The sequence below is a fragment of the Brevundimonas sp. GN22 genome, from assembly GCF_054824005.1.
On record NZ_JSYD01000033.1, the window covers coordinates 19,891 to 41,907 of the forward strand.

Below are 22,017 nucleotides of genomic sequence, written 5' to 3' on the forward strand. Positions count from 1 at the left end.
TTACGCCTCCCATTCGCTCCTGACCGAAGCCTCGCTCTCGGTCGGGAGCTTTTCTTTTTTCGCCGTCTCGAAGTTCTGGGGCGAGAGCTGTTTCAATGCCCACACCGCCGTTGCGCGCACGACCGCGTCCGGGTCATCCAGCAGTCCCTCGACCGGAGCAATCAAGTCTGCGTCGTTCGAGTTGCCAGCAGCGTGCAAGACGTTGCGGATAAAACGGTTGCGTCCGATCCGTTTCACCGGCGACTTTGTGAACAGGGCGCGGAACGCCGCATCATCCAATAAAAGTAGATCGGCAAGCTTGGGCGACACCAACGCCTCGCGTGCCTGCAGGCGGGTTTCCTGCGCGGTCTGTGCGAACTTGTTCCACGGACAGGCGGCCAGACAGTCGTCGCAACCATAGATGCGGTTGCCCGTCATCGAGCGAAACTCGCGGGGCCATACCCCGCCATACTCGATGGTCAAATAGGACAGACAGCGCCGCGCATCCAGCTGGAACGGGGCGGGAAAGGCCTTGGTCGGACAGGCGTCCAGACAGGCGCGGCATGATCCGCAGTACTGAACCTCGGCCTTGTCCGCTTCGATCTTGGCGGTGGTCAGGATGGTGCCGATGAAGAACCAGCTTCCCAATTCACGGCTGAGAAGGTTGGTGTGCTTGCCTTGCCAGCCCATGCCAGAACGCTCGGCCAGAGGCTTTTCCATCAGGGGGGCGGTGTCGACAAACACCTTGACCTCTTCGCCCAGCCGTGCGCCGATCTGGCCCGCCAGTATCTTGAGGCGGCCCTTGATGACCTCGTGATAGTCATCACCGCGGGCATAGACGGAAATATAGCCGTTTGCAGCCTCGTCCAGTTCAGGGCGCGGGTCATGATCGGGTCCATAGTTCATGCCCAGCACAATGGCTGTCTCCGCACCCTCCCACATGCCATTGGGATGGCTGCGGCGCTCCAGCGTGGTTTCCATCCACGCCATCTCGCCATGATAGTCGGACTCTACGAAGGACTTTAGCCGCTCGCCCGCCAGCCACGGGTCGCGTACGTCCGCAAAGCGGCAAACGCTGAAGCCCAGTTCAGCGGCGCGCTTACGAATAAAGTCTCTGGGGTCGGCAGCCATCTGCGCCCTCTACGCCGTTGGAGGCCTAGAAGTCGAGGTCCGTGTACCAGCCTGCGGGAGATACGCCGGGCAGTCGGTCTGACAAGAGCGTACGGAAACAGGGCCGCGACTTGATCTTGGAATACCAGACCTTGAGCGACGGCACGACGCCCCACGGCATCTCGCCGAAGTAGTCGAGAACCGACAAATGTCCCGCCGCGACGATATCGGCCTGACTGATCCGGCGACCCGCAAGCCAGTCGCGCGCGGCGGCCAGTTCTTCCAGCATCACCAGATGGTGCTTCAGAGCCTCGCGGCCCTCGCGCAGTTGGCGGGCATCGGGAGAGCCCAGACGGAGCAGGGGCTTCTCGACACGTTCGTGCAGAAGAATGGAGTCTACGTCGTCCGAGAAACGTCGGCTGAACCACGTCACCAGACGGCGCGCCTCGGCGCGTTCGGCAACATCGCTGGACAGCAGGACTTCACCTTTTCCGCGATCCTCGATCCAGCCGAGGATGGCATCCAGTTCGCACAGATTTATCGAACGGCCCCGCTCGATAATGTTCAGAACGGGCGGCATCCCCGAGGGATTGAGCTCGAACAGGGGGCAGCTTTCATCCCACGGACGCACCAGTTCCTCGCTCCATTCAATCTTGGCTTCACCCAGCGCCAAGCGCGCCGCGCGGGAGGCGGGGTGAAAAGCGAAATGGTACAGGACGGCAGGGGATGACATTGCGCCCACTCAAAGCACGCTGCCCGTTAAGAGTACGTTTACCGCAAATGGATCGCGACGTTTTTCCTTAACCCCAAGGGCCGGAAGATTCATCGCCGGGTGACGGCGCGTGCAGGTCCGTGGCGTGACCCGCGGGAACCGGATGGGGATCGGCGTGAATGATGATGTCGGCGTTGGGAAAACGCTCCAGCACCCGCTTCTCTGCCGCCACCACGATGTCGTGGGCATCCACAAGACTAAGGGATGCATCCAGATCGACGTGCATCTGCACCATCAGGGTCGCGCCTGCGATACGTGTGCGAAGTTGGTGAACGTTGGACACGCGGGGATCAGCCAGTACCGCGCTGACGACCGCATTGCGATCCTCGTCGGGGGCGGCGGCATCCAGCAGGTGGCTGGACGCAGTCTTGGCCAAGCCGATGGCACCCCAGCCGAGCCACACCGCAACAACCAGACCTGCGGCCGCATCCAGTCCTGGTGCCTTGAGCACAGCACCGGAGATCACGCCGATCAGCACCACGGCGTTCGCGGCCAGATCTGCAGCATAGTGGGCGCGGTCACCTTCGACGGCCACCGAGCCGGACGCCTTCAATGCGCGGCCCTGTTGCCAGATCAGCCATGCGGTCAGTGCCATGGAGATCACCATGACGCTGATGGCCCAACTGCCTCCGTTTACGGCGACGGGATTGAAGATGCGGCGCACGCCCTCCAGTCCGATAAAGACCGCCGAGGCTGCGACGAGGCCGGATTGCACCAGCGCCGCCAGACTTTCCGCCTTGCCGTGACCATAGCGATGCTCGGCGTCAGGCTCGGCGGCGGCCCAGCGTACCGCGAAAAAGGTGGCCAGCGATGCGACGAGGTCCAGCGCGGAATCCGTCAGGCTGGCCATGATGGACACCGATCCCGACGCGCCATAGGCGAACGCCTTGATAAGAACCAGAATGATGGCGACGCCAACACTCAGGGTCGTGATGCGCTTGTTGATGGCGGCGGTGTCTGTGGTAGCGGTGGTCATATCCACCTTGTCGCGCAAAAGGTGTGTTTCGCCAATGGCGGCAAAGGCCGCAGAGGGCTAAGATTATCGCCTGAACCGGCTTGGCCGCCATGGTGCCGAGCCTGACTACTGTGAGGAACTATGGCCGATTGGCTGATTGCGATCCTGATGGGGATCGTCGAGGGCTTGACGGAATTCATCCCGGTGTCGTCGACCGGACACCTGCTGCTGCTGGGCCATTTCCTGGGCTTTGAAAGCACGGGCAAGACGTTCGAAATCGTGATCCAGCTGGGTGCCCTCCTCGCGATCATCAGCATCTATTTCAAACGCCTGATCTATCTCGCTACCCGCTGGCCGGTCGATGCCGAGGCGCGTCGCTTCCTCATCGGTCTGCTGGTGGCCTTTATTCCTGCGGTGATCATCGGTTTCGCAGCCTATGACTTCATCAAACAGGTCTTGTTCGAGACGCCGCTGGTCATCTGTGTGGCGCTGATTGTCGGGGGCTTCCTGCTGCTCTGGCTGGACCGCATCAAGAAGGTGCCGGTCTATCTGGATGCCGACAAATACCCGCTGCGGGTCTATTTGCTGATCGGCTTGTTCCAGTGTCTGGCCATGATCCCCGGGGTCTCGCGCTCGGGGGCGACTATTGCCGGTGGGCTTTTGCTGGGAACCGACAAGCGTTCGGCCGCCGAATTCAGCTTCTTCCTTGCCCTGCCGACCATGGGCTCGGCGGTGTTTTGGGACCTGCTTCAGAACCGTGCCAATCTGAACTTTGACGACATCGGACTGATCGTCATCGGCTTTGTGTCAGCCTTCCTTGCGGGTCTGGCGGTCGTGAAATTCCTGCTCGACTTCGTCTCCAAGCGCGGCTTCGGTCCGTTCGCATGGTGGCGCATTATCGTTGGCGTCGCCGGCCTGATCGGACTTGCGGTCACCGGCGGCTTCTAAAGCAGCCAAAAGAAAAGGGGCTCCGTCGGGAGCCCCTTTTTTGTGGTTGGTCTTGGTCGCGGATCAGGCCGTAACGGCGGCGTACTGACCGCCATCGCGGTAGCGCCACAGATAGCCTTCGGCGATAGCCTTCATGCCGGTGGGCTCGATGCCCAGATCGGCGAAGCCCTTGGCACCTTCGGCAACCACGTTGTCGGTGCCCAGCATCTTGACCTGATCGACGGTCAGGGCCGGGGTCAGACCGATGGCCGCAGGGATCTGTGCCAACGAGGCAATCGCCTTGGCGGCAATAGTCGGCAGGGCAACGGCCATACGGCTGCGGCCGGTCTCGGCCAGCACGTAATCGATGATTTCCTTTATCGTCCACACGGTCGGGCCGCCCAGTTCGAAGGTTTCGCCGGAAAAGCGGGTGTCTACGGTGGCGCGGGCGATGGCCTCGGCCACGTCCATGACGTGCACCGGCTGCAGGCGGCTGTTGCCTTCGACCACGGGCATGACGGGCATGCGCGAGGCCATATTGCCGAAGCGGTTCAGGAACTGGTCTTCCGAGCCGAAGATCACCGACGGGCGAACCACGATGGCACCGGGGAAGGCTGCGCGAACAGCTTGTTCGGCTTCGCCCTTGGTGCGGGCATAGGCGGCGTCGCTGTTAGCGTCTGCGCCAAGAGCCGACATCTGAACCAGTTGCTTCACGCCGGCTGCGGCGGCAGCCTCGGCAATGTTGCGCGAACCGTCGACGTGCAGGGCGTCGAATTTGCGGCCACCCGTCTCGTACAGAATGCCCACCAGATTAATGGCGGCATCGGCACCTTGAAGAGCCGCGACGACGTCTTCCTTCTTGGTGATGTCGCAGAGGGTCAGTTGCACCTGACCGACATCGCCAGCCATACGCAGTTCATGAGCCAGCGCAGGCTTGCGCACAGCAATGCGGATACGCCAGCCGCGACGGGCCATGGCACGCGCGACCTGAGCGCCAACAAAGCCCGAGCCTCCGAAGATGGTCACCAGACCGGGGGCAAGTTCAGCCATTATTTGCGTGCTCCAAACACCAGACCGCATGCGCCCCTTGGCGCACGCGATGAAATCTACGTCGGGGGCTTAACCGATGCGAGCCGCGCCCGCAACAAACTGGGGCTTCAAGGCCCGTTTGAAGACTTTAATCGAATGCATGCCGCACCTTTTCTCCTGCACAGCCGTGGCTTGTGCGACACGCCATTCAGGATTGTGCACTCTGGCGGAACGAAAGTTGCTCGCAGCCACTAATGGTTCACACGAATTATGGCAGGAAATGGTTCACTCAGGTCCTGTTCATTTTGTCTGTTCTTTCCTGTCTCCATCCCCCTACGGGTTTGAAAGGGTTTCAAGATGATCGCGGCGCTGGCCTTGCTGGTTATGGCAGGGGCAAATCCTATTCCGCAGCCCGCCGTAAAGCCGGTGGCCGCATTGGTGCGCGTGCGTCGTCAGGCTGTGCCGACTGAAATGGTGCAGTCCATACCCGTGACCCTGCATCAGCCAACGGTCTGCGCCGCCCATATGGAACTCCTGCTGGAGAAGCTGTCGGCGCGCGATGAAGAGCCGGATGCCTCGTTCCTCATGGTTCAGGAATACTGGCAAGAGCGCCTTCCCGACCCGGACGGTCCGGGGGCCATTTCTGACGATCTGTTTGCCCGCATCAAAGAGCGGTTGGACGCAACCGCCACCAATGACGCCCAGACCTATCTCGCAAGCCTTCAGGAATGCGTGGTCGCCGCTGCCCGCAGCGGCGCGCTGCAATAGGGCTTGATTATCTTCCCATAACGAAAAGGGCCGCCCTCCTGATGGAAGGCGGCCCTCTTTCGTTTAGCGCCAGTCCTTATGGACGGCCCACCACCGCGTCGACGGAGTTGGTCGTCACCGGATGGTACAGCGGACGCGACTTGGCATAGATGCGGCGTGCGATCGGTTGACCCCAGTCGCCCTGTGCCCACAAGGTGTTGAACAGGGGCAGGACGAATTTGCGGCGACCCACGCTGGTGAGGAATTTATCCGCAGTCGCCACCGACGGCTCATAGCGGTGCGCCAATGCGACTTGCAGCCACGCGAACAGCACCTCGGAGTTGCCCACCGCGTTCAGATCCAGCGTGCGGTCCAGATCGGCGAGTTGCGCTTGGGTGAGCCAGGACTTGGCACCGTCGGTCGGACGCCACGACAGGAAGTGCTGGCGCTGCTGGGTATTCCAGTTGGCCCACGGAATGGCCGAGGCCGGTCCCTTGGCCACATAGAAAGCCTGCGCCGCCTGATCGACGACGGTAAAGGCGTTCGATACCGGAGCGACGGCGTTGGACGGCAGACCCGGTTGATGGATCCACTGTTCCATCATCAGGGCGCGTTCCAGTTGCGCGTCACCCTTCACCAGATGGGTGCGGATGTCCTCGAGGAAGCGGTCCGTGGTCATCGGCCGCCAAGCATTGCGCTCGAAATAGCCGCGCATCCAGACGTCGAACTTCTCGCGCCCGACGATGCGCTCGATCGTGCGCAGGAAGGCCGCCCCCTTGTCGTAGGCGATAGTGTTCATGCCCTCGTCAGGGTCACGCCCTTCGAGCTCCAGCTTCAGGCGGGTGTCTGCCGGATCAAGCGTCACCAGTTCTTCCTGAAGGCCGGTCCATGCCAGAACCTGTTCCTGAACCGCAGCGTCATGGCCGTAGATCGACTCCATGATGCGGTTTTCGAAATAGGAGGTGAAGCCTTCGTTCAGCCAGAAATCGTCCCACGTGGCATTGGTCACGAGGTTGCCCGACCAGCTGTGCGCCAGTTCGTGCGCGACCAGCGACACCAGCGAACGGTCCCCCGCGATGATGGTCGGCGTGGCGAACGTCATCATCGGGTTTTCCATACCGCCAAACGGGAAGCTGGGCGGCAGGACCAGCAGGTCATAGCGGCCCCACTGATACGGGCCATAGAGCGCCTCGGCGGCGTCGACCATTTCGGCCGTGGGTTCCAACTCATGGTGCGAGGCGGCCAAGCGGCTCGGCTCGGTCCAGACGCCGGTGCGTTCGTCAAACGCCTTGAACTCGATGTCGCCGATGGCGAGCGCGATCAGGTAGGGCGGGATCGGCTTGTCGAGGGCGAAGCTGAACGCTTGCGTACCTTGGTCGATGGCTTCGTCGGTCCGTGTGCGGTCTTCGGCAGACATGACCGCACGCAGGCCCTCCGGCACCACAATGCGGGCGCTGTAGGTCTGACGGATGCCAGGGCTGTCCTGCGTCGGAATCCAGGTGCGGGTCAGGATCGCCTGACCCTGGCTGAACAGATAGGGCTTCTTGCCGCCTGCGGTCTGCTGCGGAGACAGCCATTGCAGGGCCGAGGCATCGGGACGGGTGGCATATTCGATCGAGATATCGATCTGGCTCGCAGCCATAGCCTGAGGAATGGTGATGATCAGAGGCTGACCCTTGATCGGATCGGACGCGCCAAGCGTAAAGGGCATGGCCGCACCGCTGGAACCGTTGCGAACCGACTTGATGTCGAGGTTCTTGGCATCCAGCACGACTTCGCGTGCGCCCTGCTGGAGGGCGACCACCAGATTGGCGTAGCCGCTGAGGGTCTTTGCCTCGAAATCAGCCGTCAGGTTCAGATCGACGTGCTTGACGGCGGCTTCGTTGGGGCGCGCATAGGAGTGGGTGTCGGTGACATAGGCCTGCGCCGCTCTATCAGACACAGCCATACCCGCCATGGCCGCCGCCACGGTGGCTTCAGCCGAAGAGAAAGCGGCGGGAACGCCGATACGGTTGGATTGCATTGGCGACGATACCTCGCCTGCAGATGCGGAAGAGGTGGACGTGGCGCAGGCACCAAGGCTGAAGGATAGTGCGGTTACGAGGGCAAGGGCGGACGCCTTGCCTGCCAGACGGAAGTTCATCGGCAGCTCCTGAATTCAGATGCTGCCGAAGTGCCCCCGTTCTGGCGAAAAGATCAAGTTACAGCGTGGTGAGATGAATGGCGGGCTTTGAACAGTTTGCCCTTCTCCGCCCACAGCACCAGCACAAGGCCAACAAGCGACAGGGCTGCAAAACCCACCGTCAGCGGCACGGTGGTGCCGTCAAAGCTCTGGCCGATGGCAAAGCCCAGCAAGGCACCGATAATTGTCGAGATAAAGCCCTGAACTGACGAGGCGGTCCCTGCGATATGGCCCATCGGCTCCATCGCCATCGAGCCGAAATTACCGGCGACCAGACCGAAGCAGAACATCTTGCAGCCTTGCAGGATGGAGAAGGTCCAAATGTTGTCGAGACCGGCCAGAGAGATACCGGCGTGCACAAGGCTGAAGAAGATGAAGCCCATCAGCGCCGAGTGGGAAATCAGGCGCGAGCCCAACTTTTCCACCAACTGCGAGTTCAGCAGCGACGAGACGGCAATCCCGCAGGCCACCAGCGCAAAGACGGTAGTGAACAGTTCGGGTGCCTTGAACACGTCAAAGAAGATTTGCTGCGACGAGTTGATGAAGCCGAACAGACCGCCAATGATGAAGGTCATAGCCAGCGTATATCCCATGGCCTGACGGTTGGTCAGGGCCTGACGGAATGCCTGGGCAATCGGGGCCAGACGGATTTCGCGACGGTCTTCTGGGTGCAGGGTCTCGGGCAGGCGAAGGCCGGCCCAGATCATGAACGTCCCGCCAAACAGAGCGAAGATCCAGAAAATCCACTGCCACGGTCCCACCAGCAGGACCAACTGCCCCACGGTCGGCGCAAGGATTGGCACGCCCAGAAACACCAGGAAGCTCAGTGACATGACGCGGGCCATGGTGCGGCCCTCATAACGGTCGCGAACGATTGAAACGGCCAGAACGCGGGTTGCAGCCACACCCATGCCCATGCCGATGCGGGCCAGCAGCAGCAGCGTAAAGCTGTGCGAGAAGGCTGCGACAACGGAGAAGGCCACATAAATGCCGATACCGATCAGCAGCACAGGCTTGCGGCCAAAGCGATCCGACAGTGGGCCATACGCCAGTTGGGTCACCCCGAAGCCCAACAGATAGGCGGTGATGATCCACTGGCGGCTGTTTTCGTTTGTGACACCCAAATCAGCGCCGATGGCAGGCAGCGCCGGCAGCATGGCATCAATAGCCAGCGCATTCAGCGCCATCATGATGGCGATCAAACAGACGAACTCGGCAAAGCCGGGGCCTTTGGCGGGCGTAGGGGAAGTGGATGTCATGCCTTGCTGATGCCGTCTGCGTCCGTGTGACGCAACCCCGTTCATTGACGCTAGGGGAAACTGTGGGCGGACGTGGCAACCTTGCCAATATTACTAATATAATTGTTAGTAGAGTATGGCATTGATCTCCTATCTCCGCAGTTGGGCACTTATCGGTGCCCTGTTGCTGGCTATAATCTGCGTATCGGGTGGCCTGTTGGCGCTGCGCCGCCCATCCATGGCCGATTGGCCGCGCCTAGAGACCCAATCAGGCGACGGCTTCGGGGTATGGTTCTACGGCACATCTTCGCTGGCCTTTGTCGATCGGGACGGGGCCTTTGTGCTTGACGGCTTCGTCAGCCGGCCTTCGATCGGGCGTATCATTTTCAGCCGTATCCGCGCCGACGACACCCTCGTCCGCCGGACGTTTTCGTCCAGCGGTGTCGGGTCGGTTTATGCTGTGCTGACCGCTCACAGCCACTACGATCACGCAATGGATGCGGCCGCCGTGGTTCGGCAGTTCGGCGGAGAGGTGTGGGGGACGGCGTCGACCGCCAAGATAGCCAGCGCAGAGGGCGTCGCTCATCGATTGGTCTCAGCAGGAGACGTGCTTCAGGCAGGCGGGTTCACCGTGCGGGTCTTTGGCAACGGCCATTCGCCGGGTGGGATTGCCATGGATGATATCGGCGACGACTTTCAGGTTCCGGCCAAGGTGAAGGACTACCGTTATGGCGGGGGCTTGGGTCTTCATCTGACCCGGGATCGTTGCCGGATTATGGTCATCCCGAGTTCAGGCATGCCTGACCGCGATCTGGCAGCTTATCCGGCGGATGTGATCTTCCTGTCCATCGCGCAGCTTGGGCGTCAGGATGCGGACTATGTCCGCCGCTATTACGACGCCACGGTAAAGGCCAGCGGGGCCAGACTGGTCGTCCCGATACATTGGGACGACTTTACCCGTCCGTTGGCCAAGCCGCTTGTGCCCTTGCCGTATATGGTCGAGCGCACGGACAAGGCTATGCGCTATATTATGGCGATCAAAGATGACGATGTTCAGGTGAGACTGTCCGTGGTCGGGAGCGCCCTTCAACTGCCGGCCCCTTGTAACGGCTAGCTTGTCTTTAACAGGGTTAGCGCTTCGTCCAGAGTTTCCATCCAGCCGCGTTCGTGCCGGATGCCTGCCTTTAGGATTAGGTGTCGTAACTGGCTGGCTCGGTCGGTCAGGCCCTTCGCCACATCGCGACGTTCAAACGCTTCGTACTCGGCCAGTTTGGTGCGGTGGTGTTCAAGGCGCGTCTCAAGCGTTTTGATCAGAGCCAAATCTCCGCCCTGTCCGGTTTCCAGCACGGCTTCGGCCCTCAGCCTGACCATCAGGGTGTCGCGCAGAACGGGCACAGGGTCGTCTTGCCCCAGCCATTGCCGTAACGCCTCAAAGCCTTTGGGTAGGACGTGATAGTTGCGTTTGCGCCCGCGTGCATCGGCCTCGGCTTGCGACGCGATCAGCCCTTCAGCTTCCAGTCGACCCAGTTCCCGATAGATCTGCTGGTGGGTCGCCTGCCAGAAATGGCCGATCGATTTGTCGAACCGGCGCGCCAGATCGAGGCCGGAACCGGGCGATTCAATCAGGGCCGTCAACAAGGCGTGGGGCAGGGACATGCGGGCCAATAAAGCCTGTTCGACGGTAAATGCCAACGCCTTTTGCAACCAGTTGCAAAACTGGGCGAGTGATGGTCTAGATAGCCGCCAAAGACCCCACCTGAGGCATGGACATGACCCATTATCCGCACCTGAACGCCCCGCTTGATCTGGGCTTCACCACGCTGAAGAACCGCGTGCTGATGGGCTCCATGCACGTCGGGCTGGAAGAAGCGCCCAATGGCTTCAACCGCATGGCCGCCTTCTATGCCGAACGCGCTGCGGGTGGTGTGGGACTGATCGTGACGGGCGGGATTGCCCCCAACGCCCGTGCCGCGCCGTGGCCGGGTGGCTCCAAGATGACCACCACCGAAGAGGCCGATCACCACAAGGTCGTGACCAAGGCTGTGCACGACGCAGGTGGCAAGATCGCCATGCAGATTCTGCACTTCGGTCGCTATGCCTATTCGTCGGAGTTGGTCGGCCCGTCGCCGATCAAGGCCCCGATCAACCCCTTCGTGCCGCATCCGCTGACGGGCGAAGAGGTCGAGCAGACGATCGAGGACTTCGTCAACGCCGCCTACCTTGCCCAATACGCAGGCTATGACGGCGTCGAAATCATGGGCTCGGAAGGTTACCTCATCAACGAGTTCATCGCCGAGCGCACCAACCAGCGTGACGACGAATGGGGCGGCTCATACGAGAACCGCATCCGCTTCCCCATCGAGATCGTGCGCCGCGTGCGCGAGAAGGTCGGTCCGAACTTCATCATCATCTATCGCCTGTCGATGCTGGACCTCGTGGAAGGCGGATCGACGCTGGACGAGGTGATCCAGCTAGCCCAGGCCATCGAGAAGGCCGGTGCCACCATCATCAACACCGGCATCGGCTGGCACGAAGCCCGCATCCCGACCATCGCCACCAAGGTGCCGCGCGCAGCCTTCGCGTGGGTGACGAAGAACCTGATGGGCAAGGTGGGCATTCCGCTGGTGGCCACCAACCGCATCAATACGCCTGAAGTTGCCGAGCAGGTGCTGGCAGACGGCAATGCTGACATGATCTCCATGGCCCGCCCGTTCCTTGCCGACGCCGAGTTTGTGAAGAAGGCTGCCGAGGGGCGCGCAGACGACATCAACACCTGCATCGGCTGTAATCAGGCGTGCCTAGATCACACTTTCAGTTTGCAGATCACGTCTTGCCTCGTGAACCCGCGCGCCTGCCACGAGACGGAAATTGTCATCAAATCGACTGAGGCCAAGAAGACCATTGCCGTGGTCGGTGCCGGTCCTGCGGGTCTGGCCTTTGCCACCACGGCGGCTGAGCGTGGCCACGACGTCACCCTGTTCGATGCCGACGACAAGATCGGCGGCCAGTTCAACATCGCCAAACAGGTGCCGGGCAAGGAAGAGTTCTACGAGACCCTGCGCTACTTCGGTCGCCGTATCGAACAGACGGGCGTGACGCTAAAGCTGAACACCCGCGTCTCGGCGGATGACCTCAAGGGCTTTGACGATGTGGTTCTGGCCACCGGCATCGCGCCGCGTCGTCCAGAGATCGAAGGCGTCGATGGTCCGAATGTACTGGGATATCTGGACGTGCTGCGTGACAAAAAGCCGGTCGGCGAGAAGGTCGCTATCATTGGCGCCGGCGGCATCGGTTTCGATGTGGCCGAATACCTCGTTCACGAAGGCACCAGCCCGAGCCAAGACCTTGAACTGTTCAACACCGAATGGGGCGTGGACCGCTCCTACGCGACTGCTGGCGGTTTGAAACAGCCTGCCCCCCATGCCCCCGCCCGTCAGGTCACCCTGCTGCAGCGCAAGACTTCCAAGGTCGGTGCTGGCCTTGGCAAGACGACCGGCTGGATCCACCGCGCAGGTCTGGTCGCCAAGGGGGTGAACATGATCCCTGGCTGTACCTATGAGCGCATTGACGCCTCGGGCGTGCACATCTCGGTCGATGGCCAGCCGCAACTGATCGAAGCCGATACGGTGGTTATCTGCGCCGGTCAGGATCCGGAGCGTTCGCTGCACGCGGCGCTCACGGAGGCAGGCGCGTCGGTTCACCTGATCGGCGGTGCCGACGTCGCTGCGGAACTCGACGCCAAACGCGCCATCAACCAAGGCACGGTTCTGGCCGCCGCCATCTAAAGAAAAAGGGGAGGACACCATGCTGAGCCAAGAGACAACTCTGAACCCAAAAATCATCGAGACGCTGGAGCGCTGGCACGGCGTCGTCGAGAACAAGGACATGGAGACGCTGGCGGCCATCCTGCATCCGGACGCCGTCTTCCGCTCGCCCATGGCCTTTAAGGGCTATGAGAGCGCCGCAGCCGTCCTGCTGGTGCTCAGCAATGTGATCGAGGTGTTCGAGGACTTTACCTATCACCGAAGCTTTGCCGGAGCCGACGGTCAAAGCGTGGTCCTCGAGTTTTCGGCCAAGGTCGGTGACAAATCTCTGAAGGGGATCGACATGATCCAATTCGACGAGAACGGCCTGATCACCGACTTTGAAGTGATGGTACGTCCGTTCAACGGCCTACAGGCCTTGGGGGCCGCTATGGGGGCTCGCCTAGGGCATATGCTGCCCGCCTATAAGGCCAGCTGATTTTACAACTTTGGCGCGCGTCGTTAACGGAAACTAAACCATAAAAACTAAGTTAAACAGGAATTTGCGGGCAAATACTCAGTAATACTACCTAGCAACGTAACACGGGTATGTAACGTTTTAGGGGGCAACGTGCGCAGGTAATGCGTTTGATCCGGAGCACCCCCCATGCCCACTGCCGTCGTAAATCCCTTCTCTGTCCTTGCGAAACTCGTCCCTTTTGGCGCGCCCTCGAGCGCGGGCCAGACGGTGCAGGCCAATGGCGTCCTTGATGCCTTTGGCGCTGACCGTATCTTCCTGCGTGAAGCGGCCGGAAATATCACCGGCATGGTCCGGCAAGGGGCCGATCTGCTGGTTTATGGCCCTAATGGCGAAATCCTGACGGTCCAGAACTTCTATACCGGTGTCGAGGCCAAGCACCTGCTGTTGCTGGATGGCAATGGCGGCGTCGTTGCTATGGAGACCGCGGTCGTCTCCGACGGCCCGATGGGGCTGTATTCCACCCAAGTCGCGGAACCGGCCCCGTTTGAAAGCCTGACCAACAGCCCTGATGGACGCGAGGGCTCCAGCGGCGGCGGCGCGGCTGCAGTCGTCGGAGGGTTGATGGCCGCCGGTTTCGCGGCCGCACTTTCGCAGGAAAGTGACGCTCCGACGTTCGACAGTCCGTTACCCGACACAACGCCGCCTGCAGCGCCCACAGGGCTGACATTTGCGGCGAACGGCACAAGCCTTAGCGGTACCGCAGAGCCCGGCTCGACTGTCACGGTGCGAAATGCTGCCGGTGCTGTGATCGGCAGTGCCCAGGTCGGCAATGACGGTCGGTTCACCGTCACTCTCTCCCCCGCGCTCGTTAACTCCGAAACGGTATCGGTCACGGCCACTGATCCCGCCAACAACACTTCCACCCCGTCCAGCGCCACGGCCCCCGACCTGACCGCCCCTAACGCGGCGACGGATGTGGTCGTGGCAGCCGACGGCGAGACGGTTACCGGCAAGGGCGAAGCTGGGGCCACGGTCGAGATCAGGAACAGCCAGGACGCGGTTGTCGGCACCGGACAGGTTGGCGCGGACGGGACCTTCACCGTCACCCTCGAACCCTCCCAAGTTGACGGCAGCAGCGTCAGCGTTGTGCTGACCGACGCTGCAGGCAACGACTCCGCGCCGACGACGGCGGTGTCTCCGGACCTCACGGCACCGGATGCGCCGACCGATCTGCTGGTAGGAGCGGATGGTGACACCCTGTCGGGTCGCGGTGAAGCCGGAGCGGACGTCGAGGTGCGCGACGCTCAAAACGCGGTCATCGGTACGGGACGCGTTAATCCGGATGGCACATTCAGCGTAACGCTTGATCCGGCCCAGACCGAGGGCGGCACCGTCAGCGTCGTTCTCAAGGATGCGGCTGGCAATACCTCTGCGCCGGCAACTGCTACCGCGCCCGATTTGGGTGTCGAGCCCGAGCCGCTGGGTACGCCCACTCTCGATATTCCCGAAGCGGCGGACGACATTGACGCGGTCGATCTCGATGACGGGATCGACGCCCGTGTCGGTCTGCCGAACGGCACCAATGTGGGTGACACTATCGTCATCACATTGACCTCGAACGGGGTCTCGACCGACGTTACCCACGTCGTCATCGGCGATGATATTGCACTGGGCTATGCCAACATTAACCTCGGGGCCACCTATGCGGACGGCTTCTATTCCGTCGTGGCAATCCTGCGCACCGCCGACGGTCGCGACAGCCCCCCATCCACGCCGGTAACCTTCAACCTGTCGGGCGACGAGGGATCGTATGGCGGTACCCCGCTGGGTCGACCCGACCTGACGATTGCCGAGGCCGCAGACGGCGTGGACGCCGGTGAACTGGCCGATGGTATCGAGGCACGCGTCAGCCTGCCGCAAGGGGCCGACGTTGGTCAGACCATCACGGTCACCATGACGTCCGGCACCGACACCTATCAGGTCACCCACGTCATCATCGGTGACGACATTGCCCTCGGCTATGCGAGCATCAATCTGGGATCGACCTATCCTGACGGTGCCTATTCGGTGGTGGCGGTCATCACCGCACCGGACGGGCGTGTCAGCCCAGCCTCGACTGCGGTGACGTTCGACATTTCGACGACCGGCGGGATTACCATTGGCACCAATGAAGCCGAGCTGAGCGAGATGATCCCCGATGTTGCCGTTACCGGGCAACTGGCCTTCTCGAACGCCGTCAATGGTCAGGTCACTCTCGGCCTACCGGATGCTCAGGGCCTGACGTCGCAAGGCGAGGCCATCACCTGGCAGTTCGCAGCCGATGGCACGCTGCAAGGCATGGCAGGAACGCGCCTTGTTCTGTCTGTGAGCATGAGCGCGACCGGAGCCTATTCGCTCCAGATTCACAGCGGGATCGATCACCTTGATGCTGATGTGAAGGCTATCAATATTCCGGTCACCGTCACCGACGCATCGGGTTCCTCCACCGGTACCCTCGTGATCAATGTCGAGGACGGTGCGCCACTGAACGGCGGACCGATCACGCTCGCGCCTGCTGGTCCAACCACTCTAGCCGGCAGTCTGTTGGTGGATGTGGGTCTGGACGGCGGCACGCTGCAGAGCGTGACGGTCGATGGCGTGACCTTTACCCTTGAGGCTGGAGGTACTTTGGATGTTATCGGCACCTCCGATACCATCACCTCCTACGCGCTGGATCAAGGCAATCTGCTGCTGACAACCACGCGGGGCGAGACGGTTACCGTAAACCTCACGACGGGCGAATATAACGTTCTGGTCACGGGTATTACTCCCCCGCCATCCGTGCCGGGTACAGCACCGCTGGTCGATGTCGGTGGCAGTTCGGGACTGGGAAATGTTCTCCAGCTGAATCTGCTGGGCATTGTCGGTCTGTCCAAAGATCAGGCGATTACGGTCGCCGATGCCGACAATGACATCACCAGCCTGGAGTTGGAGTTCTCGGGACTGACCTTGCTCAGCGGTAGTCCGTTCCGTTGGGACGGCGCGCTGGCCGATGAACTGGGGTTGAGAGTCATCCCGGGCACGGGCCTGAACAGTGGTCGCATCACTATTTCCAGCACCACTACGGGCGGCACCATTGATGCATTCAAGCTGAATGAACTTCTGGGCACCCTGACGCTCAATCCGAGCATTCTGGGTGGACTGCTGCCCATCGATCTGTCGCTGTTCCAGAGCTTGACGGCGCGGGTCGTCGACGCACAGGGCCAAGAGGGTGACGCGATCGACTTCACCCTGATCGATGCGGGCGTGGCCAATAACCTGTTGAATGGTGTGCTGCCCAACGAGGTCCGCCAAGGCGACGACAATGCGAACACCTTGAACGGTCTGGACGTCAATCTGGGGCAGGGGCTCGATAACCGTATTTATGGTTATGGGGGCGACGATATCCTCAATGGTGCGCGCGGCAACGACCTGCTGCGCGGCGGCTCGGGCAATGACACCCTTAATGGCGGAGCCGGCAATGACATTCTGATCGGTGGTGCCGGCAACGACATTCTGACCGGCGGCGAAGGCAGCGATGTCTTCCGGTTCGAGCGGGGTGATATCGCGCTGGGCGTGGTGGAGACGGATGTGATCACCGACTTCAACGCCGCTGCACTGGCAAGTGGCGGAGATATCCTCGACCTGTCCGATATCCTGCTGGGTGAAGGCCGTATCGGCCAGAGCGCGGGCAATCTGACCAACTTCCTGCATTTTGTGCAGACGGCAGAGGGCACGGAAATCCACATCGCCTATCGCGGTGGTTTCAGCGGCGGTTACAACCCCCTGCTGGTGGACCACAAAATCCTGTTGGCCGGCGTGGATCTGATCGGGGCAGGAGCCAGCGGTCTGGGCATTATCTCCCGGCTGCTGCTGGACGGTAAACTGGTGGTCGACAGTGCGACCCAGCCTGCAGGTGCTCCGCCCGCCGCTGACCTGACGATCGAAGGAAGCTTCGTTGACGGGGATGGCGACGCCGGTCAGTCGACGGTGATCGTAAGCGACGATAACATCGGCAATCCGTCGGCCAATGATGCACCCGCCCTCGGCGCGGAAGCGGCCCTTCTGCAGCCATTGCTTGGCGGGACGTTCGCCGACTATGACCTGGGCCAACAGGATCTGAGCGTCGCCGACCCCGACAACAATCTGGCGAAGGTGTCGCTGGAGTTCCGCTCCTTGGTGGGCGTGAGCCTCAGCCAGATGGCCTTCGGTTATGATGCAACCCTGGCCCATGCACTCGGTTACACGGTCAAACTGGTCCCGCTGGATGGTGTTCTGGGTGTCGTGCTGCCGGGTATCCGGTTGGAAGTCACCGCTGCCAACGGCCTTACGCTCGACAACGAGCAGATCAACCTCTTCCTGCGGACCGTGCACCTGACCAATGGTGACGGCGGCCTGTTCGATGAGTCCCTGCTCAGTCTGGGCGTATTGAACGCCACGACCCTGACGGCCACCGATGTCTGGGGCGCTTCTGCCAGCGACTCGCTTGGCAACCTGCTCACCGTCAATGCGCTGACCACACTGCTGGGTGGCGGCGGAGCAAGCTCGTTCTCCTATCTCGCCGAGTCCTTCGAGGTCGGCGATGAGGGTATCGATGTGCAGGCTCTACTCGGCGATCTGGAGGGCGCAGCCAATGATGCGTTCGACCTTGATGGCTCCGGTGACAGCTTCCGTTCGTTGGCCCACTCGGTGCTCGAAGATACCGAACAGGTGATCGGTGACATAGGCGACAGTCTGGCACCGGCCCACACGGCCTTTGATCCGGCATTCGAACCCTTGCCCGACCTGGCTGTCCCGCAAGACTGGGGCACGCCGGTCGACGATCACCTTCAGACCCTGTGACGCAGGCGGCGGCACCCGTGCACGGGTGCCGCCGACCAGCACAAAGCTTTGCTACTCAATTCCATATTTCAGCGTTATCTAATTTCAATCTGAGTCGTTCGTATCTGCTGTGGGGGCATAAAGTGCAGGTTTCCAAGGTTTCCCTTTCGTGCAGCCTCGCCGTCGCTCTGTGTCTGGGTGCATTGGGGACCACTCAGGCGGTGGCACGCGATCCGGCGGGAGAGGCTGAAATGGCCGCCGCTGTCCGCGAGGCCCTGCGCCGCGATCCGGCAGCCCGCGCCTCTTTGGCCGAGGTCGAAGTCGCCGAGGTGGAGGGCGATATTGCGCGTAACGGCTATCTGCCCGCCATTAATGCCTCCGCAGGTCCGGAGTCTTCCGGCGTCGGTTATGACGTCAGCATTTCGCAAACCCTGTATGACTGGGGTCAAGTCCGCAGCAGCGTCGATCGCGCCGATGCGCTTACCGCGGAGCAACGCGCCAACTATCGCATCAAGCGGGATGATATCGCCCTTCAGACCGTCGAGCTTTGGCTGGATATCGCGCAGGGCCGCGCCCAACTTGATCTGGCGCGCGGGCACGTCGAACGCCTCACCCGACTTCAGTCCATGGCTCAGGAGCGGGTCGCGGGCCGGTTCTCCGATCAGGCAGAACTGGGCCGTGCCAGTCTGGCTCTGTCGACGGCACAGGCCACACGCGCACGCCTGAACGGGGACCTCGCCGAGGCCGAGAGCGCGTTTGAAGTCGTCGTCGGCTATCCCGCCACGCGGGTGCTGATCCCGGATCAACCGGCTTTCATGGCGCAGGTTGCTACAGAGCCTCAGTTGGAGGCCGCCATCACCGCTTCGCCGCTCTATAAACGTGCGGTCTATAATGCCGAAGCTGCCGATGCGGCCTATCGTAACTCGCGCTCCTCGGCGTTGCCGCGACTGGTGGTCGAGGGATCGGTTCAAAAGCGCGAGATCGGCGGGCGTCTGATTGACGATTCCTCCATTGGTTTGCGGCTTCGGATGTCGACCCAGCAGGGCCTGTCCGCCTTCCAGCGTCCGGGTCTGGAAGAGGCGCGCCGTGACGCCGCCCAACTGGGCACCGAAACGATCGCGCGCGAGTTGAAGCGCAAGGTCGCCTCCCTGCAGGTGAGCGACCGCGCACTGGACAGCCGTATCGATGCCTTGGCCGACCAAGTCAGCCAGTCGGACAGTGTGCGCACCACCTATGCCGAGCAATTCATCGTCGGCCGTCGCGACATTCAGGATCTGGTCCTGATGGAGAACGAGTATTTCGAGGCAGAGCGCCAGATCATCGAACTGACGATTGAACGCCTCCGGACCCAGTATCGAGTGGCCGCCCAACTCGGCCTTCTGGCCGACAGCTTCGCTCCGGCAATGGAGCGTGCCAGCCGATGACACGTCCTCTTCCCCCGGAGGTTGATCCCCTAAGAGAAGGCCTTAGCCTGCTGGCCGCAGAGCTGGGATGCAAGGCGACCGCCGCCATGCTGGGGGACGGCTTGCCGTTGGAAGACGGACGGCTGCCGCTGGATCAGGTCCGGCGGGCCATGCGCCGCGCGGGTTTGTCGGCACGCGTCGTGCCTCTGGCGCTCGATGATGTGCCCGAAGATTTGTTCCCGACGCTGGTGCTCCTGAAGAACGGACGCAGTCTCGTCTTTGCCGGTCGCGATGGCGACAACGCCATCGTCCTCAGCGCCTTTACCGATGGGGGTGCCAGCCTCATCAGTATGGAGCGACTGCGCAGCGCCTATTCCGGCCAGATGGTCTTTGCCCGTCCCATCTATCGCAGCGACGAGCGGGCCGGTGCCTATGCCCGACCTGCAAAACGCCACTGGCTGCGCGGTGCGGTGGCGGAGGCCTGGCCCAACTTTATCGAGGTCGGCGCGGCGGCCATCTTTGCCAACCTTCTGGCCGTCGCCACATCCTTGTTTGCGATGCAGGTCTATGACCGCGTTGTCCCCACCTCAAACTTCCCCACCCTGTGGGTGCTGGCGTCCGGTGCCATTATCGCCATTCTGCTGGAGTTGTTGCTGCGCCAGTTGCGGGCCCATCTGCTAGAAGCGACGGGCAAGTCACTGGATCTGAAACTCTCGTCCCGCCTGTTTGAACAGGTGATGGCGGTGCGTCTTTCGGCCAAGCCGGGATCGACGGGAGCCTTCGCCAGTCAGGTCAAAGAGTTTGAGTCCGTGCGCGAATTCTTCACGGCCTCGACGGTCGCGGCGATTTCGGATGCGCCCTTCATCCTGCTGTTCATCGGCGTGATCGCTGTTCTGGGTGGGCCGGTGGCGTTCGCCCCTGCCGCAGCCGTCATTCTGATGATCGTGCCGGCCTGGCTGATGCAGGCAAAGCTTGCTGAACTATCGCGCGAGAACCTGCGCGAGGGCGCGGTGAAACACGGTCTCCTGCTGGAGACGGTCGATAACCTCGAAGGCCTGAAGGCCGCGCGCGGCGAGGGGCGTAATCTGCGCCAGTGGGACTTGATGTCGGCCACGTTGGCCTCGTCCGGCCTCAAGAGCCGCAGTCTGTCGACAGCCCTTTCCTCTATCGGCTCCAGCGTTCAGCAACTGGCCTATATCGGCGCGGTGGTGATCGGCGTCTATCAGATCGCGGGTGGCCAGATGACCATGGGCGCGCTGGTGGCATGCTCGCTGTTGGTGTCGCGTGCTGTGGCCCCTACCAACCAGTTCGTCGGCATTATGTCGCGCTGGCAGTATATCAAGGTTGCGCTCGAGGGGCTGGACCAGTTGATGGCCGCCCCCGTAGAGCGCCCCGAGGACCGAAGCTTTACGCGCAAGACCGACATTCGAGGGCATTTCCGCATGGAAAACGTCGAAGTCCGGTTTGATCCGGAAGCCGCGCCTGTCCTGGATATAAACCAGCTCGAGATCATGCCCGGCGAGCGGGTGGCGTTGATCGGTAATAATGGTGCAGGCAAGTCCACCTTGCTGAGAGTGCTGTCGGGGTTAGGCGACGTTACGGCAGGCCGTGTCCTGCTGGACGATATCAGCCTGACCCAGATCGATCCTGCCGACCGCAGGCAAGCCATTGGATACCTTCCCCAAGATGCGGTGCTGTTCCACGGCACCTTGCGGGATAATCTGACGCTTGATGGTGCGCGTCACTCCGATCAGGACTTGCTGGATGCGCTGGATGCGGTGGGACTAGGCGTCTATGTGCGCGCTCACCCGCAAGGGCTGGACCTGCCGCTTGTCGGACGCAACAGCGTCTCGGGCGGCCAGCGTCAGGCCATTGGTCTGGCGCGAGTGATCCTGCAGGACCCGCGCATCGTCCTGATGGATGAGCCGACCGCGGCCTTTGACCAGAATAACGAAAACCGCCTGCTCGGCTTTCTTGCCCATTGGCTCGAAGGGCGGACGGTTTTCATCGCCACTCATCGCCGCTCTGTCCTGACGCTGACGAACCGCATGGTGGCCCTGTCCAACGGCCGCGTCGTGGGCTCGGGGCCAACCACGGGTGCCAGCATAGGGGAGGCCCGTGCCGCCAATGGCTAGGAACGCCGCCGTCACCCGTCAGCTTCGCCGCGCGCTTGCCGACACGCGTGAGGGCGAGGCCCACCCGCTGGCTCGCCCCATATTGTGGGCCTGTGTCGGTGTGGTCTTTGCCTTTGTCGTCTGGTCGTCGTGGGCCACGGTGGACGAGGTGGTCCGCGGCGAAGGCAAGATCGTTCCCAACAGCCGCGTTCAGGTGATTCAAAGCCTTGAGGGCGGAATCCTGCGCGACCTGCTGGTACGCGAGGGACAGGTCGTCGACGCGGGCCAGGTTCTGGCCAAGCTGGACGATACCCGCTTCAACACGGCGGCCGGAGAAACGGCGGCACAGGTCAACGCTCTGACGGCCGCTATTGCACGTCTGGAAGCCGAGGTACTGGGCCAGACCGAGATCAACTTCCCCTCGTCGATACCGGCCAACGATCCGGTGATTACGTCCGAGCGGGCGTTGTTCCGCGCCCGTCGGCAGAACCTGAATGC

General features: G+C 61.9%; 15 protein-coding genes and 1 pseudogene. 9 read left to right on the top strand and 7 right to left on the bottom strand.

Annotated elements, in window-relative coordinates:
- The 3 genes from queG to OB03_RS05315 all read right to left on the bottom strand — a co-directional run bounded on the left by queG (window position 1) and on the right by OB03_RS05315 (window position 2,837).
- Window positions 1–1,110 (bottom strand): tRNA epoxyqueuosine(34) reductase QueG, encoded by a 1,110-nt coding sequence (gene queG / locus OB03_RS05305; protein ID WP_461343435.1) that lies wholly within the window; start codon window positions 1,108–1,110, stop codon window positions 1–3.
- 25 nt (window positions 1,111–1,135) lie between these two features.
- A complete protein-coding gene (gene fzlA / locus OB03_RS05310) occupies window positions 1,136–1,822 on the bottom strand; it encodes an FtsZ-binding protein FzlA (protein ID WP_461343436.1) in 687 nt (228 codons plus the stop codon).
- Between the two features lie 67 nt (window positions 1,823–1,889).
- Window positions 1,890–2,837 carry a cation diffusion facilitator family transporter gene (locus OB03_RS05315; protein WP_461343437.1) on the bottom strand — a complete coding sequence of 316 codons (948 nt, stop codon included), beginning with the start codon at window positions 2,835–2,837 and terminating at the stop codon, window positions 1,890–1,892.
- 120 nt (window positions 2,838–2,957) lie between these two features.
- Between OB03_RS05315 and OB03_RS05320 the strand changes: the two genes are divergently transcribed.
- Window positions 2,958–3,764: an undecaprenyl-diphosphate phosphatase gene (locus OB03_RS05320; protein ID WP_461343438.1), complete on the top strand. Its 807-nt coding sequence runs from the start codon at window positions 2,958–2,960 to the stop codon at window positions 3,762–3,764.
- Between the two features lie 63 nt (window positions 3,765–3,827).
- Here the strand turns inward: OB03_RS05320 and OB03_RS05325 are convergent, their stop codons facing one another.
- Complete coding sequence (locus OB03_RS05325; RefSeq protein ID WP_461343439.1) at window positions 3,828–4,793, bottom strand: complex I NDUFA9 subunit family protein; 966 nt, start codon at window positions 4,791–4,793, stop codon at window positions 3,828–3,830.
- Window positions 4,794–5,129: 336 nt separating this feature from the next.
- Here OB03_RS05325 and OB03_RS05330 point away from each other — a divergent pair, with 336 nt between their 5' ends.
- Window positions 5,130–5,540, top strand: a complete 411-nt coding sequence (locus OB03_RS05330) for a hypothetical protein (protein WP_242912967.1) — start codon at window positions 5,130–5,132, stop codon at window positions 5,538–5,540.
- A gap of 76 nt (window positions 5,541–5,616) precedes the next feature.
- On the opposite strand, the gene OB03_RS05335 is transcribed toward OB03_RS05330, so the two are convergent.
- A complete protein-coding gene (locus OB03_RS05335) occupies window positions 5,617–7,662 on the bottom strand; it encodes a M1 family metallopeptidase (protein ID WP_461343440.1) in 2,046 nt (681 codons plus the stop codon).
- A 53-nt stretch (window positions 7,663–7,715) separates the two neighbouring features.
- Entirely contained in the window at window positions 7,716–8,960 is a 1,245-nt protein-coding gene (locus OB03_RS05340; protein ID WP_242912970.1) for a multidrug effflux MFS transporter, read from the bottom strand.
- Between the two features lie 115 nt (window positions 8,961–9,075).
- On the opposite strand from OB03_RS05340, the gene OB03_RS05345 reads away from it, so the two are divergent.
- Window positions 9,076–10,053: an MBL fold metallo-hydrolase gene (locus tag OB03_RS05345; protein ID WP_242912971.1), complete on the top strand. Its 978-nt coding sequence runs from the start codon at window positions 9,076–9,078 to the stop codon at window positions 10,051–10,053.
- On the opposite strand, the gene OB03_RS05350 is transcribed toward OB03_RS05345, so the two are convergent.
- A complete protein-coding gene (locus OB03_RS05350) occupies window positions 10,050–10,631 on the bottom strand; it encodes a PadR family transcriptional regulator (RefSeq protein WP_461343441.1) in 582 nt (193 codons plus the stop codon). The genes OB03_RS05345 and OB03_RS05350 overlap by 4 nt on opposite strands.
- A 77-nt stretch (window positions 10,632–10,708) precedes the next feature.
- Here OB03_RS05350 and OB03_RS05355 point away from each other — a divergent pair, with 77 nt between their 5' ends.
- The 6 genes and pseudogenes from OB03_RS05355 to OB03_RS05380 all read left to right on the top strand — a co-directional run.
- The gene (locus OB03_RS05355; protein WP_461343442.1) at window positions 10,709–12,724 is read left to right on the top strand and encodes an oxidoreductase; all 2,016 of its coding nucleotides are present in this window, start codon (window positions 10,709–10,711) and stop codon (window positions 12,722–12,724) included.
- A gap of 19 nt (window positions 12,725–12,743) precedes the next feature.
- Window positions 12,744–13,181: a nuclear transport factor 2 family protein gene (locus tag OB03_RS05360; protein ID WP_242912973.1), complete on the top strand. Its 438-nt coding sequence runs from the start codon at window positions 12,744–12,746 to the stop codon at window positions 13,179–13,181.
- A 168-nt stretch (window positions 13,182–13,349) separates the two neighbouring features.
- Window positions 13,350–18,023: an Ig-like domain-containing protein gene (locus OB03_RS05365; protein ID WP_461343443.1), complete on the top strand. Its 4,674-nt coding sequence runs from the start codon at window positions 13,350–13,352 to the stop codon at window positions 18,021–18,023.
- A 122-nt stretch (window positions 18,024–18,145) separates the two neighbouring features.
- Complete coding sequence (locus OB03_RS05370) at window positions 18,146–19,426, top strand: TolC family protein (RefSeq protein ID WP_461343444.1); 1,281 nt, start codon at window positions 18,146–18,148, stop codon at window positions 19,424–19,426.
- On the top strand, window positions 19,423–21,540 hold the full coding sequence (locus tag OB03_RS05375; protein ID WP_461343445.1) for a type I secretion system permease/ATPase: 2,118 nt from the start codon (window positions 19,423–19,425) through the stop codon (window positions 21,538–21,540). Before OB03_RS05370 ends, OB03_RS05375 begins: the two co-directional genes overlap by 4 nt.
- Window positions 21,533–22,017, top strand: a pseudogene (locus OB03_RS05380) (hypothetical protein); the annotation flags it as partial. The gene OB03_RS05375 and the pseudogene OB03_RS05380, both read left to right, overlap by 8 nt.

Coding starts and splice junctions, on each gene's coding strand:
- queG (WP_461343435.1), bottom strand. CDS start 1,110: ATGGCTGCCGACCCCAGAGACTTTATTCGTAAGCGCGCCGCTGAACTG.
- fzlA (WP_461343436.1), bottom strand. CDS start 1,822: ATGTCATCCCCTGCCGTCCTGTACCATTTCGCTTTTCACCCCGCCTCC.
- OB03_RS05315 (WP_461343437.1), bottom strand. CDS start 2,837: ATGACCACCGCTACCACAGACACCGCCGCCATCAACAAGCGCATCACG.
- OB03_RS05320 (WP_461343438.1), top strand. CDS start 2,958: ATGGCCGATTGGCTGATTGCGATCCTGATGGGGATCGTCGAGGGCTTG.
- OB03_RS05325 (WP_461343439.1), bottom strand. CDS start 4,793: ATGGCTGAACTTGCCCCCGGTCTGGTGACCATCTTCGGAGGCTCGGGC.
- OB03_RS05330 (WP_242912967.1), top strand. CDS start 5,130: ATGATCGCGGCGCTGGCCTTGCTGGTTATGGCAGGGGCAAATCCTATT.
- OB03_RS05335 (WP_461343440.1), bottom strand. CDS start 7,662: ATGAACTTCCGTCTGGCAGGCAAGGCGTCCGCCCTTGCCCTCGTAACC.
- OB03_RS05340 (WP_242912970.1), bottom strand. CDS start 8,960: ATGACATCCACTTCCCCTACGCCCGCCAAAGGCCCCGGCTTTGCCGAG.
- OB03_RS05345 (WP_242912971.1), top strand. CDS start 9,076: ATGGCATTGATCTCCTATCTCCGCAGTTGGGCACTTATCGGTGCCCTG.
- OB03_RS05355 (WP_461343442.1), top strand. CDS start 10,709: ATGACCCATTATCCGCACCTGAACGCCCCGCTTGATCTGGGCTTCACC.
- OB03_RS05360 (WP_242912973.1), top strand. CDS start 12,744: ATGCTGAGCCAAGAGACAACTCTGAACCCAAAAATCATCGAGACGCTG.
- OB03_RS05365 (WP_461343443.1), top strand. CDS start 13,350: ATGCCCACTGCCGTCGTAAATCCCTTCTCTGTCCTTGCGAAACTCGTC.
- OB03_RS05375 (WP_461343445.1), top strand. CDS start 19,423: ATGACACGTCCTCTTCCCCCGGAGGTTGATCCCCTAAGAGAAGGCCTT.